The sequence below is a fragment of the Pseudomonas sp. NFACC37-1 genome (assembly GCF_900101575.1).
GTDB lineage: Bacteria > Pseudomonadota > Gammaproteobacteria > Pseudomonadales > Pseudomonadaceae > Aquipseudomonas > Aquipseudomonas fluorescens_AA.
This window is the reverse complement of the sequence record NZ_FMUZ01000010.1, coordinates 149,352-161,998: the sequence shown is the minus strand read 5'-3', so window position 1 is coordinate 161,998 and position 12,647 is coordinate 149,352. Positions and strand designations below refer to the sequence as shown.

The following is a 12,647-nucleotide window of genomic DNA, read 5'->3' as shown; positions in this document are numbered from 1 at the left end:
GATGCTGATAATCTGTTGACTAGCAGTCTGACTCCACAAGCACCCACACGAATTGCTTGATTCAGTTGTTAAAGAGCGGTTGGCTGAGTCTTTCGTCTCAACCGAGGCGCGCATTCTACAGCGCCCCGTGTATCTGTCAAGCGGTTATTTTAAGAAGTTTTCAAAGTTTCGCTTCGGAAACCTCAACAACTTCAACCACTTGCGCTTCCGATCTCTCGTTAGCGGGAGGCGAATTCTACAGCGTTACTCGCTGCTGTCAACACCTCTTTTTCACCGCTTTCGACCGAGAAGATCGAACCGCACATAGAGCCAAACAACACCGCTCTACCTGCTTCTTCCGGACTTCGATGAACTGAAGCCCTGCGCCTTCGAAACCTACTTAACTCATTGAATTTCAAGGAGTTTTCCGTTTCGACTGCGCCGGAAGTGGGGCGAATTATAGACTTCCAGAATCTGCCGTCAACCCTTAATTTCGCTTTTCTATCTTTAGCCCCACATGACACTTAAATATGCCCTGCATATAGACGGAATCGCTGCATATGCGCAATATACTGCTCAACGCAGCTTCCTCGCCTTTATTCTGGACGACACTTCGTAATGACGCTCCCCCCACATCGCAGCCTGGCCTCCACCCTCTACCCGGTTGCCCTGCTATTGATAGCCATGGCTTCCATTCAAACGGGAGCCTCCCTCGCCAAAAGCATGTTCCCGGTAGTGGGTGCACAAGGCACTACGACGCTGCGACTCATTTTTGCCAGCCTCATCATGCTGTTAATGCTACGCCCCTGGCGCGCCAAGCTCACCGGTCAATCCCTGCGCACGGTGATCGTTTACGGCATGGCACTGGGGGGTATGAACTTCCTCTTCTATATGTCCGTTCGCACCGTTCCACTGGGCATTGCCGTAGCGTTGGAATTTACCGGGCCTCTGGCAGTCGCCATTTACGCCTCGCGCCGGGCGATCGACTTTCTCTGGATTGCCTTGGCAGTGGTTGGCCTGCTGCTGCTCATACCGACCGGCGCGACCAGTGCCGGTATCGATCTGGTTGGCGCCGGCTACGCGCTGGGCGCCGGTTTCTGCTGGGCGTTGTACATCCTGTTCGGCCAGAAAGCCGGAGCGGACAATGGCGTACAGACTGCCGCACTGGGCGTCATGATCGCGGCCCTGTTCGTCGCGCCTATCGGTATTGTCCACGCTGGCGCCGCACTGCTCACACCAAGCCTGATTCCAATCGCCATCGGCGTGGCCATCCTGTCCACAGCCCTGCCCTACACGCTGGAAATGATCGCCCTGACTCGAATGCCCGCGCGCACTTTCGGCACCCTGATGAGCGTCGAACCGGCAATCGCGGCCTTGTCGGGGCTCGTCTTTCTCCAGGAATACTTGTCCCTGGCCCAATGGATGGCCATTACCTGCATCATCCTCGCGTCGGTGGGCGCAACGCTGACCATGGCCAGCACCGCAAAGCCTGCTGTCGCGGTAGATTGAATCAGGATTTAACGAAGGTCTGGCATTTGCCGCGCATTTAGGCCATGTTTAGGCCAGTAACCTAATGCCAGACATGGATTTTTTCATACAGGACGTCATGAACGCTTCAAGCCAGAGCGAACACGATCGCACGCAGACATAAGATCCGCGGCGGTCATAAGGACGGGAATGAAACGAATTTTGATACTGATCGCCGTACTTGCAATAGCGGGCTGTGCGGCAACCTCGAAAAGTGAAGTCAAACGCGGCAAAAAGGGTCTGCACATCAACTGCTCCGGCCTGTCCTCATCCTGGGACCAGTGCGCTGCCAGTGCCGCCAATTCATGTGCTCCCAAGAGTTACAAGGTCATTGCCAAGTCCGGCGACGCCGTCGAAGAACCCGGGGATTATCCCTTCGGGCTCAATCCCGCCGGCTACACGAGCCGCAGCATGATCGTCATCTGCAAATAAATCACCTTAACCGAGCCCCTGCTCGGCGATTCGACGACTGATTTCCTCATGGCTGGACCTGAGGACGTCACGCTGGACCTGCGGCGTGACCAGCATCCGCGCGACAACCAACGCCCCCACGCATTGAGACAGAATGGCCCAGGCCAGGCTGTCGCTTCCCAATATCCGTGCCCAGCTTTCGTGCAAACGACAGATCCATGTTTGCGCCGCCTCCCTCACCTGGGCATCCGATCGTGCGATCTCAGCGCCCAGTACCGGTAACGCACATCCTGCCTCGGGCTGCTCGACATGGCTCATGCTCAAGTACTGCTTGAGGCAGCGCTCCAGTTTCATCGAGTCCATGGCGCCGTCGCCGCTCAAGCGATCCAGGCTCTGAGCCAACTCCCGCTCAACAATGGCCTTGAAAAGCTCATCCTTGGACGAGAAATGGCTATAGAACGCACCGCCACTCAACCCGATCGCCTTCATCAGACCGTCGACACCGACCGTAGAGAAACCGGATTTCTTGGCGGAGACGGCACTGCTGGCGAGCAGTTTCTCGCGGGTTTCCATTTTGTGATTGGCTGAATAACGCATGGTCCTGCCCCTGATTGCTCACCTTGACGCTTGCCGGACCTTAGCATAACGTCCGTTTAGTTAACGATCGTTTACCCATGAGGCTGACCATGAATAACAAGAAGGTCGTACTGGTTGTTGGCGCGGGCGATGCCACCGGCGGAGCGATTGCCAAACGCTTTGCGCAGGAAGGTTTCGTGGCCTGTGTTACCCGTCGCAGCGCTGACAAACTCCAGCCGCTTGTGGATGGAATCCGCGCTCAAGGCGGCGAAGCCCACGGGTTTGCCTGTGATGCACGCAAAGAAGACGATGTGATCGCACTCATCGAGCAAATCGAGAACCAGATCGGCCCGATCGAAGCCTTTGTGTTCAACATCGGCGCCAACGTTCCCTGCAGCATCCTCGAAGAAACCGCACGCAAGTATTTCAAGATTTGGGAGATGGCCTGTTTCTCAGGTTTTCTCAATGCACGGGAAGTGGCCAAGCGCATGGTCAAGCGCCAACGCGGAACCATTCTGTTTACCGGGGCGACGGCGGGATTGCGCGGCGCTTCAGGGTTCGCTGCATTCGCAGGCGCCAAACATGGCATCCGCGCACTGGCCCAAAGCATGGCCCGGGAGCTGGGGCCGCTGAATATTCATGTGGCCCATGTGGTGGTGGACGGCGCCATCGACACTGACTTCATCCGCGATCATTTCCCGGAAAAATATGCCACCAAGGATCAGGACGGCATCCTGAATCCTGAACACATCGCCGACAGCTATTGGTATCTGCATAGCCAACCTCGCGACGCCTGGACCTTCGAGCTGGACCTGCGCCCCTGGAATGAACGCTGGTAAACCCTCCCCGTACAACAAGAGAGCAGATACCATGAGCAAATCAGTGGAGTTTTACTTCGATCTCGGCAGCCCGACCACGTACCTGGCCTATACCCAGTTGCCGGCGTTGTGCGCACAGACAAACAGCCAGTTGATCTATCGTCCGATGTTATTGGGCGGCGTCTTCAAGGCAACCGGCAACGCATCACCGGCGACAGTGCCAGCCAAGAACCCTTACCTGTTCAAGGATCTGAATCGCTTCGCCAAGCGCTACGGTGTCGCCTTCCAGTTCAATCCACACTTCCCCGTCAATACACTGCGGCTGATGCGAGCGGTGACCGCCATGCAACTGCGCCATCCCGAACGCTTCGAGGCCTTCGTCGATTGCCTGTTCCGCGCCTTTTGGGTGGACGCCCGTAACCTCAATGACCCCGCGACTGTCGCAGCGGTCCTGAACGAAGGCGGTTTCGACGCCGACCATGTGCTGGCCCTGACGAACGACGAGCAGGTCAAGCAAGCACTCAAGAGCGCCACCGAAGACGCCATCGGACGCGGCGTGTTCGGTGCCCCGAGCATGTTTGTCGGTGACGAGCTGTTCTTCGGCCAGGATCGGCTGGACTTCGTCCGTGAAGCCCTCGCCTGATCCTCTACCTCAAATCGCCATCGTCCGGGTGTTGAGCCACTGCAGCGCGGCACCGTCCAGCAACGGGCTCAATCGACGCTGAACCTCGGCGTGGTAGGCGTTGAACCAGTCTTTTTCATCCTGGGTCAGCAGCGAAGGCTCCAGGCAACGGGTGTCGATCGGGCACAGCGTGAGGGTTTCGAACTCAAGGAACTCGCCGAACTCGCTGCTTCCGGCTTCGCGATTCAACACCAGGTTCTCGATGCGCACACCCCAGCGGCCGGGACGATAAGTGCCCGGCTCGATCGAGGTGATCATGCCGGCCTGCATCGCCGTTTGCGGCGCGGCAGCGGCTTGATAGGCAATCACCTGCGGGCCTTCGTGGACATTGAGGAAATAGCCGACACCATGGCCGGTACCGTGGCCGTAATCGACTTGCTCCGCCCAGATCGGCGCACGGGCGATGGCATCCAGCAAGGGCGAAAGAATGCCCCGCGGAAATTTGGCCCGGGACAGGGCAATCACACCCTTGAGCACACGGGTGCAGTCACGTTTCTGCTCGGCGGTGGGTGTTCCGACCGGCACCATGCGGGTGATGTCAGTGGTGCCCCCAAAGTACTGGCCCCCGGAATCGATCAGCAACAGGCCATCACCTTCGATGACGGCATGGGCCTCTTGCGTGGCGTGGTAATGGGGCATCGCGCCGTTGGCGTTAAAGGCGGCGATGGTATTGAAGCTTAAGGAAACGAAATCCGGCCGACGTGTGCGGGCGGCAGTCAGGTGCTCGTCGATGGTCAACTCGGTGATGCGCTCGCGCCCCCAGGCCCCTTCCAGCCAGGCGAAGAATTCACAGAGCGCCGCGCCGTCCTGCTCCATGACCCGACGGATGTGTTCGGCGTCGGCCAGGCTTTTACGGGACTTGGCCAGCGTCGTTGGATTGAGGCCTTCGATCAGCTTCACGCCACTGCCCAGGTTATCCAGCAAACCAACCGTCACCCGCGCTGGATCGACCTGCAGATTTGCGCCGTCCGGCACTTCGCGCAACGCGGCGGCGGCTTCGCTGTAATCGCGCAGGGTCACGCCGTCCTGCTCCAGAATCGCCCGCAGCGCTGCGTCAACCTTGTCCAGGGCCACGAACAACGTTGCTTGCTGCTGGCTGATCAAGGCAAAGGAAACGAACACGGGGTTGAACGACACATCTGCTCCGCGCAGGTTGAACAACCAGGCGATGTCATCCAGCGTGGCGATGAAATGCCAGTCGGCACCACGCTCCTGGAGGGATTCGCGCAGCTTGGCGAGTTTTTCGACCCGGCTGACGGTCGCCTGGGGCGGCAAATGGGCGTAGACCGGTTGATCCGGCAAGCCTGGACGATCGGTCCAGACGTCCTTGAGCAGGTCGATGTCGGTGCGCAACCGCGCGCCGCGTTCGGCGAGCTTGCCGCCCAGGGTGCGGGCCGATGCCACGGCCATGACCGCACCGTCGACCGCAACCACTGCGCCTTCAGGCGTTTGTTCGGCCAGCCAGTCCAGGGGACCGGGCTGGCCTGGAATCAGCTTGACCAGCTCGATACCACTGCCCTCCAGCTCCTTGGTGGCCTGCTCCCAGTAACGGCTGTCGGCCCAGACGCCGGCGAAACTGCCGGTCACGATCAAGGTACCCACCGAACCATGGAACCCCGACAACCATTGCCGCCCCTGCCAATAACCCGGCAAGTATTCAGACAGGTGCGGGTCGGCCGATGGCACCAGCAGCGCGTGAATACCCTCGCGGCTCATCAGTTGGCGGATTCGGGCCAGGCGCTGGGGAACCAGTCCATGGGGCAAAGGCTCGGTGCTCATTGTTTCTCCTGCTCATTGATATTGTTGTTCGATGCCGAATTCGGCTTATGGGGTCGTGGCCCAGAACGCCGGCGCAGTCGCGCACGCCGCCTTGATCAGCCGCACCGCCTCGTCGATATCCTGCTCGGTGGTAAAGCGCCCCAGGCTCAAGCGGATGGTCCGCCCGGCCGCACGGGCATCGTGCCCCAGGGCCAGCAGCACGTGGGACGGGGTGTTGTGCGCCGAATTGCAGGCCGAGGTCGCGGAAAATGCAATCGATGCGCCCAATGTCGCTGGGTTGAACTCACCTTCGTTGAACGTCAGGCTCAGCGTGTGGGGAATCCGCCGGCTCGCACTGCCGTTTATGCGCACACCAGGCAACGCCAGCAGCGGCTCGAGCAAACGATTGCGCAACCGGGCGATTTTAGCGAGTTCTTCGTCGAATGCCGCGGCTGCCAGTTCGAATGCGGCGCCCATGGCTGCAATCTGGTGGGTCGCCAGGGTTCCGGAGCGCAAACCGCCCTCATGTCCACCGCCATGGATCTGCGCCGCTAGCCGTGGCCGGGCACGGTCGCCGACGTAGAGCGCACCGATGCCCTTGGGGCCGTAGATTTTATGCGCGGAAAAGGACATCAGGTCCACCGGCCAGCGAGACAGGTCGATCTGCACCTTGCCAGCGCCCTGGGCCGCGTCCACATGGAACAACGCACCGTGCTCGCGAACGATCTCGCCGATGGCGATGACGTCGTTGACGGTGCCCAGTTCGTTGTTCACCAGCATCAGCGAGACCAGGAACGTGTCTTCGCGCAACGCCTCGCGAACCGCTTGCGGGCTGATCAGGCCCTCGGCGTCCGGCGCCAGCCAGGTAACCGCGACGCCACTTTCCTCGAGCTGGCGCGCGGTATCGAGAATCGCCTTGTGCTCGATCAGGCTGGTGATGACATGGCCGGCGGAACCACTGCGTGCCTGGGCCACACCCTTGAGGGCCAGGTTGTTGGATTCGGTGGCGCCGGAAGTCCAGACGATCTGTTCGGGCTGGGCCCCCACCAATTGCGCCACCTGCTGGCGGGCACGCTCCACCGAGCGCCGGGCCTCCTGGCCGAAGGCATGGGAACTGGACGCCGGGTTGCCGAAGTTGCCGTCAAAACCCAGACACTCGACCATGACCCGGATGACCCGCTCATCCACCGGCGTGGTGGCGGCGTAATCGAAATACAAAGGACGTTTATTCATAGGAAACTCGCAGAGCCTGCTCCGGGATCAGGCGCCCTCGTTGGGTTCGAGACAAGCAATACCTGATCAAAGACCTTAAAGAAGTCGGACTTCGTTTAAAAGTGCGTAGGAACGCTCCTGAACAGCGAGCTTAGCAGGCATCGCCTCGAAGCTCAGCCCTCAACTGATGCTTTCGAGCAACAACGGATACATCGACGCGACCAACAACAGCGCCATGCCCCAGTTGAACACGCGCAGCCAGCGACGATCACGCAACAGGTTGCGCAACAGGCTGCCGCACACCACCCACAGGCTCACGCTTGGCAGGTTGATCAAGGCAAACACCGCCGCAATCACCAGCACATTGAAGAAATAACCCTGGAGTGGCGTGTAGGTACTGATGGCGCCGATGGCCATGATCCAGGCCTTGGGATTGACCCATTGGAACGCCGCTGCGCCCCAATAGCTGATCGGCGTATTGTTCCCCGGCTGGCTGTCCGAAACCGGGCCGGAGTGGGCTATTTTCCACGCCAGGTAAAACAGGTACGCCGCGCCGATGTAGCGCAACGCGGTATAGAGCAGTGGATAAGTCTGGAACACCGCGCCCAGGCCAAGGCCCACCGCCAGCACCAGGGAAAAGAAGCCGCAGGTAATACCCAGCATGTGCGGAATGGTGCGGTTGAAACCGAAATTGACACCCGAGGCCAGCAACATGGTGTTGTTAGGACCTGGCGTGATCGAAGTCACCAGGGCAAACAGGGCGAAGCCCAGCAGCAGGTCAAGCGAAAGGGTCATGTCAGGTCAGTCCATCAGGGGCGGTCAGTCAAGTCATGACCCTACCCCACGTCCCTACCCAAACCCACGGACAGTTGGGCAAAACTTTGAGCGGTACAGTCCCTCAGCTAGACCGGCCAGGCTGTTGCACGACCTGCTCGGCACTCATCTGGCCCTGATCGTCGAACCCCACGTTTTTCTGCGACGAGCCAAGTAGCTCGGCTTTTTTCGCGTGGTATTCCTCGAACGAAAGGCCACGGCGATTCAAGGCTTCAAGGGCCAGCTCGCGGGTCTCATCGGCAGTGTAGGGGCGCAGTTCCGGGGAAGAGCTGGCGCAGCCGCCCAGGAGGGTGGCGGTCAAGAGCAACAAAACGGCAAAGGTACGGTTCATGGCGGGTGTCCGGTGTTCTGGAGTTGGGCGATGAACAAAGGCTACTCGCCGGTCCTGCGCGGCAGAAATCAACCCTCTCGATAGTGGGTATTGCCTGCCTGGATCAGCCGTTGCGCTTAATCGACCAACTGGCAATGCAGCGCGTTGTCCAGGCTGCGCTCGATGTTGCGCAACACCTGGAACGAAGCGAACGTCACGGCCTTGGCGCGGTGAGCCTGGATCAGCCGCCAGAAACCCTGCTCGCCCTTTTCGACACTTCGAAGTGCCGCCTCGCCTGCCTCGCGGGTCTGCCACTGCAAATAGTTGAGCACGCGGCGACCATCGTCGCTGGCCTGGATACTGGCACTCAGGAACCCCTGGTGGTCCCGGGCCAGGCGCTCGGTCTGTTCCGACAAGGCGGTTACCAGCGCCTGCTGCCATTGAGGTTCGATGTCGAATTCCATGAGTTGGGTGAAACTGCGATTGTTCCTTGGCGATTGCATGAAAGGTCCCCTATGCAGGTCAGGCGAATCTTGCGATCCGAAGGCGTGCAGGGTAAAACCTCTACTTAACTTGAGGTCAAGCAGTGAATTGAAACAATGGCGCAAATCGATATCCACAAGGAACTCACCGTCGGCCAAGTGGCGGCCCGCAGCGGCGTGGCGGTCACCGCCCTGCACTTCTACGAATCCAAGGGGCTGATCAAAAGCACGCGTAACCCGGGTAACCAACGTCGTTACCCACGGGCAGTATTGCGTCGCGTGGCATTGATCAAGGTCGCCCAGCGCCTGGGCATTCCGTTGGCGGAAATCGGCGAGGCGTTGAACAACCTGCCAGACAACCGCGCCCCGACGGCCGCCGACTGGCAAACCCTGTCGGCGCAGTGGAGTCGGGACCTGGACGAACGCATCAACCAATTGGTGGCGCTGCGTGATCGACTCAACGGTTGCATCGGCTGCGGATGCCTGTCGATGGAAGCTTGTCCGCTGCGCAACCAGGGCGACGTACTGGGCCAACGCGGGCCGGGGGCTCATCTGCTGGAATAGCCTTAGCGTTCGTCGGCCCCTGCGTCCAGCCAGGGTCGCTGGCCTATAGTGGAGGAGCGCAAATCGACGAAGACTCTCTTCGCCTCCCTATAACAAAAGGAGAAACGTCATGGGCGTCAATGCCATTCCCGAAGGTTTCCATAACATCACGCCCTACCTGGGCATTCAAAAAGCTGCCGCAGCCATCGACTTCTACAAAAAAGCCTTCAATGCCACCGAGGTCATGCGCCTGGCCATGCCCGACGGGGGCATCGGCCATGCCGAGCTGCGGATCAACGGTTATCCGATCATGCTCGGTACGCCTTGCGATCAAGGCCCCCTGAGCAATCCGGATCAATCGCCATCGGTCGGCCTGCATTTATATGTCGAGGATGTGGACCGCGCATTTGCCCAGGCCATTGCCGCCGGCGGCACGGTGATTTCCGAGGTCAAAGACCAGTTCTACGGAGATCGCAGCGGCACCCTGAAGGATCCCTATGGGCATCTGTGGTTCCTCGCGACGCGCAAGGAAGACCTGAGCCAGGAACAGATCGAGCAACGGGCCAGGGAGATGTTTCAACAGCAAGGCTGACTTGTCCCCGCGCTCACCGGGTCGCCCTGTAGGAGCTGCCGAGTGCAACGAGGCTGCGATCTTTCCCCTGACACTTGAGTCCCAAGGGGAAAGATCAAAAAATCGCAGCCTTCGGCAGCTCCTACCACGCGAAACATTTTCTTTCATCTTCCCCTTCAGGATTACGATCGCTCGTTCGTCTTAATTAGATGCAGCAGGCCGCGTCGGCAAAAGCCACGGCCTGCCTTTTTTGGGTTCACGGTGTTGCAAAGCCCGCAATACGGAACCTTTCATCGAATCAAGACGTTCAATCATGTCGAAGAAATCCCGCTCCAAACTCTGGTTCCTGGTCCATAGCTGGCTGGCATTGCCCATCTGGTTCTTCGTACTCATCGTCTGCGTCACCGGCACCCTGGCGGTGGTCAGCCAGGAGATCGTCTGGCTGGCCAACCCCGACATGCGGGCCAACAAGCCCTCGGACGAGGCCACGTCACTCAGCTATGACCAGGTGATCGCCGCGATCAAGCAGGCCCAGCCGCAAACCCAGGTGCAAAGCATCATCCGTCCGGACGAGTCGCATTTTGCGCTGGAAGTCGGCGTGACCTACCCCGACGGACGCCCCGACACGGTGTACGTCAACCCGTACAGCGGCGTCATCCAGGGCTCGGCGCCGACATTCAATTTCCAGGCGTTCACCCGCGCCCTGCATGGCTGGTGGCTGGTACCGTTCACCAACGGCTACAGTTGGGGCTGGTACCTGGTGTCGTTCCTGGGCCTGCCCTTGCTTGCGTCCCTGGTGACCGGGCTGGTGGTCTACAAGCGTTTCTGGAAAGGCTTCTTCCGTCCTACCCTGCGGATTCGCCATGGCGCACGGATTTTCTGGGGGGATTTCCACCGGCTCAGCGGTATCTGGTCGATCTGGTTCATCGCGGTCATCTCCGTCACCGGCACTTGGTTCCTGATCCAGGCCTTGCTGGGCGACAACCAGATCTCCATTTCCAGCGAACCGGTCATCCCGGTGGTGGCCCGTGAAAACGTGCCGTTGTCCGTCGACGGCCAGGCGCCACCGCAGTTGAACCTGGACCGGGCCATCGAAATCGCCCAGCAACGCATCCCGGGACTGGAAGCGAGTTTCATCAGCCTGCCCGGCAATGCCTACAGCCATCTGGAAATCGGTGGCCGCGGCTGGTATCCGCTGATGTTCCAGACCGCCACCATCAATCCCTACAACGGCGACGTGGCGGCCTCCCGGTTGCTGTCGGACCGCACGACCCTGGAGTTCGTCACCGAATCCATGCGGCCCTTGCACACAGGGGACTTCGGCGGCCTCTGGATCAAGCTCATCTGGTTTTTCTTCGGTCTAGTCCTGAGCATGATGGTCCTCAGCGGGCTGCTGATCTGGACCAAACGCACGGCCCTGGCCACCGCCAATGCCTTCAAGCGTAGCCAGAAACCCACCCGTGGCGCCCGAATCGCGCAGGCACTGCAATCGTCGGAGGGCAGCCTGTGACCCCGTCCAATGCCGCTTCATCACCGTCACGCCTGAGTCTGTTCTGGCATAAATGGCGTTTCCATCTCAACGTGTTGTTGCTGCTGATTCCCCTGGGATTCATGCCCAAATACCTCTCCGAGGCCGCCCTGTTCCGCGGTGATGCAGGGCTTGGCGAGCGGGACATCGGCGAAGTCCAGGTCGGTCCCTGGAGCCTGCGCCTGGCGGAGTTTCGCAACGAAGCCCCACGGACCCAAGGGCCCGCCGGGCCGATGAAGCACTTCAACGCGGCCCTGTGCCAGAGCTGTATCGGCCAGGTCAAGGCCACCTACCTGCGCATTGGCAAACCCCGCAGCCTGCGCGCCGCCGGGGTGATTTTCTTTGGCTCGCCCTATCGTATGGGCGCCTTGTTGCCGGTCCCGCCAAAGACCCAGCCCGATGCCGAACTGTGGATAACCCTCGAGGGTTGGGACGGTTCGATGCATCAGGCCTCCATTCCCCTGAGCCAGGCCTCCCCGGCCACCCTCGCCTGGCTGAAGAACCAAGGACCCAAACCATGACCCTCCGCGTTTTATCCAAGGGCCTGGCGCTGTTGCTCTGCGCAGGCGCAAGCACCAGCGTCCTGGCCCACAACCCGATGTGCGAGTGCAAGGCCATCGACGCCGAACAGATCCAATGCACCGGCGGTTTTTCCGACGGCAGCGGCGCACCCGGAGTGACCCTGGACGTGATCGGTTATGACGAAACCATCCTCGTCCCGGGCAAGCTCGGCGCCGACTCGAAGCTGACCTTCAAGAAACCGAACGCTGAATTCTACGTGCTCTTCGACGCCGGCCCCGGCCACGTGGTGGAAATCGACCAAGCCGACATCGAGGCCCCATGAGCAACGCCACGACTCAAGTCATCCGCCCCGCTGGCGCGGGCCATGAAACCCTGTATGTGTTGCTGCTGTGCCTGGTCATCGTACTGGTGGCCGGGTCCGTGGTGGCCTGGCATGGCAAGGCCGAGGACACGCCTCACCTGGCCTCGAACCAGCTCGACGCCCGCCGCGACCTCAGCGCCGCCGAGCAAGGCATCTATGCCGACCTGCGGGTGACCCTGGATGAAATCCGCTTGCTGCGCGAAGACCAACAAACCCTGCCCGCCCCGCAAACCTTGGCCGAAGAAGGCTTCGCGCCGTTCGCCCAGGACGCCAGTTCCGTCAGCCGGGGCGGCCATGCCTGGCAACAACTCCAGGACCAGGCCTACTTCGGCGCCAGTGCCAATCCGTCGGTGGCCGGTTCGTTTCTGATGCGCATCGGCGAAGCGTCCGACGCCGCCCCGGACATCTGGCTCAACCGCGGCACTGGCCTCGCGACGCCCACCGCCCTGGACGATGCGGCGTTGTCCGCCGCCGGCTGGCAACAGATCGTCGCGCAATTCGATGCCGGCGTAACCCGCCAGCACCGGCACTGA

The 12,647-nt window shown here is 60.5% G+C and carries 16 protein-coding genes; 10 read left to right on the top strand and 6 right to left on the bottom strand.

Going from position 1 to position 12,647, the window contains the following annotated elements; genetic code table 11:
- Positions 1-597 precede the first annotated feature (597 nt).
- Both rhtA and BLP82_RS14030 read left to right on the top strand, forming a co-directional pair.
- Positions 598-1,488, top strand: a complete 891-nt coding sequence (gene rhtA, locus BLP82_RS14035) for a threonine/homoserine exporter RhtA (RefSeq protein WP_092168732.1) — start codon at positions 598-600, stop codon at positions 1,486-1,488.
- Between the two features lie 168 nt (positions 1,489-1,656).
- Positions 1,657-1,938 (top strand): hypothetical protein, encoded by a 282-nt coding sequence (locus tag BLP82_RS14030; RefSeq protein WP_060741372.1) that lies wholly within the window; start codon positions 1,657-1,659, stop codon positions 1,936-1,938.
- A gap of 6 nt (positions 1,939-1,944) precedes the next feature.
- On the opposite strand, the gene BLP82_RS14025 is transcribed toward BLP82_RS14030, so the two are convergent.
- Positions 1,945-2,514 (bottom strand): TetR/AcrR family transcriptional regulator, encoded by a 570-nt coding sequence (locus BLP82_RS14025; protein ID WP_092168729.1) that lies wholly within the window; start codon positions 2,512-2,514, stop codon positions 1,945-1,947.
- A gap of 89 nt (positions 2,515-2,603) precedes the next feature.
- On the opposite strand from BLP82_RS14025, the gene BLP82_RS14020 reads away from it, so the two are divergent.
- Entirely contained in the window at positions 2,604-3,332 is a 729-nt protein-coding gene (locus tag BLP82_RS14020) for an SDR family oxidoreductase (RefSeq protein WP_092168726.1), read from the top strand.
- 31 nt (positions 3,333-3,363) lie between these two features.
- Complete coding sequence (locus tag BLP82_RS14015; protein ID WP_092168723.1) at positions 3,364-3,954, top strand: 2-hydroxychromene-2-carboxylate isomerase; 591 nt, start codon at positions 3,364-3,366, stop codon at positions 3,952-3,954.
- A gap of 9 nt (positions 3,955-3,963) precedes the next feature.
- On the opposite strand, the gene BLP82_RS14010 is transcribed toward BLP82_RS14015, so the two are convergent.
- The 5 genes from BLP82_RS14010 to BLP82_RS13990 all read right to left on the bottom strand — a co-directional run bounded on the left by BLP82_RS14010 (position 3,964) and on the right by BLP82_RS13990 (position 8,610).
- Complete coding sequence (locus BLP82_RS14010; RefSeq protein WP_092168719.1) at positions 3,964-5,772, bottom strand: aminopeptidase P family protein; 1,809 nt, start codon at positions 5,770-5,772, stop codon at positions 3,964-3,966.
- Positions 5,773-5,817: 45 nt separating this feature from the next.
- Positions 5,818-6,984, bottom strand: a complete 1,167-nt coding sequence (locus BLP82_RS14005; RefSeq protein ID WP_092168715.1) for a cysteine desulfurase family protein — start codon at positions 6,982-6,984, stop codon at positions 5,818-5,820.
- Positions 6,985-7,143: 159 nt separating this feature from the next.
- Positions 7,144-7,758, bottom strand: a complete 615-nt coding sequence (locus BLP82_RS14000; RefSeq protein WP_092168712.1) for a LysE family translocator — start codon at positions 7,756-7,758, stop codon at positions 7,144-7,146.
- Positions 7,759-7,861: 103 nt separating this feature from the next.
- A complete protein-coding gene (locus tag BLP82_RS13995) occupies positions 7,862-8,128 on the bottom strand; it encodes a hypothetical protein (protein ID WP_053123631.1) in 267 nt (88 codons plus the stop codon).
- Between the two features lie 116 nt (positions 8,129-8,244).
- Positions 8,245-8,610: an antibiotic biosynthesis monooxygenase gene (locus tag BLP82_RS13990; RefSeq protein WP_060741364.1), complete on the bottom strand. Its 366-nt coding sequence runs from the start codon at positions 8,608-8,610 to the stop codon at positions 8,245-8,247.
- A gap of 96 nt (positions 8,611-8,706) precedes the next feature.
- Between BLP82_RS13990 and soxR the strand changes: the two genes are divergently transcribed.
- The 6 genes from soxR (at position 8,707) to BLP82_RS13960 (ending at position 12,647) form a co-directional block, all read left to right on the top strand.
- Positions 8,707-9,153, top strand: coding sequence for a redox-sensitive transcriptional activator SoxR (gene soxR, locus BLP82_RS13985; protein WP_060741363.1), 447 nt, complete (start codon positions 8,707-8,709; stop codon positions 9,151-9,153).
- Between the two features lie 109 nt (positions 9,154-9,262).
- On the top strand, positions 9,263-9,724 hold the full coding sequence (locus BLP82_RS13980; RefSeq protein ID WP_092168709.1) for a VOC family protein: 462 nt from the start codon (positions 9,263-9,265) through the stop codon (positions 9,722-9,724).
- A 292-nt stretch (positions 9,725-10,016) separates the two neighbouring features.
- Positions 10,017-11,213, top strand: a complete 1,197-nt coding sequence (locus BLP82_RS13975; protein WP_092168706.1) for a PepSY-associated TM helix domain-containing protein — start codon at positions 10,017-10,019, stop codon at positions 11,211-11,213.
- Positions 11,210-11,752, top strand: a complete 543-nt coding sequence (locus tag BLP82_RS13970) for a thiamine pyrophosphate-binding protein (protein WP_092168703.1) — start codon at positions 11,210-11,212, stop codon at positions 11,750-11,752. Before BLP82_RS13975 ends, BLP82_RS13970 begins: the two co-directional genes overlap by 4 nt.
- Positions 11,749-12,075, top strand: coding sequence for a hypothetical protein (locus BLP82_RS13965; protein ID WP_092168700.1), 327 nt, complete (start codon positions 11,749-11,751; stop codon positions 12,073-12,075). Before BLP82_RS13970 ends, BLP82_RS13965 begins: the two co-directional genes overlap by 4 nt.
- On the top strand, positions 12,072-12,647 hold the full coding sequence (locus BLP82_RS13960) for a DUF6162 family protein (protein ID WP_092168698.1): 576 nt from the start codon (positions 12,072-12,074) through the stop codon (positions 12,645-12,647). Before BLP82_RS13965 ends, BLP82_RS13960 begins: the two co-directional genes overlap by 4 nt.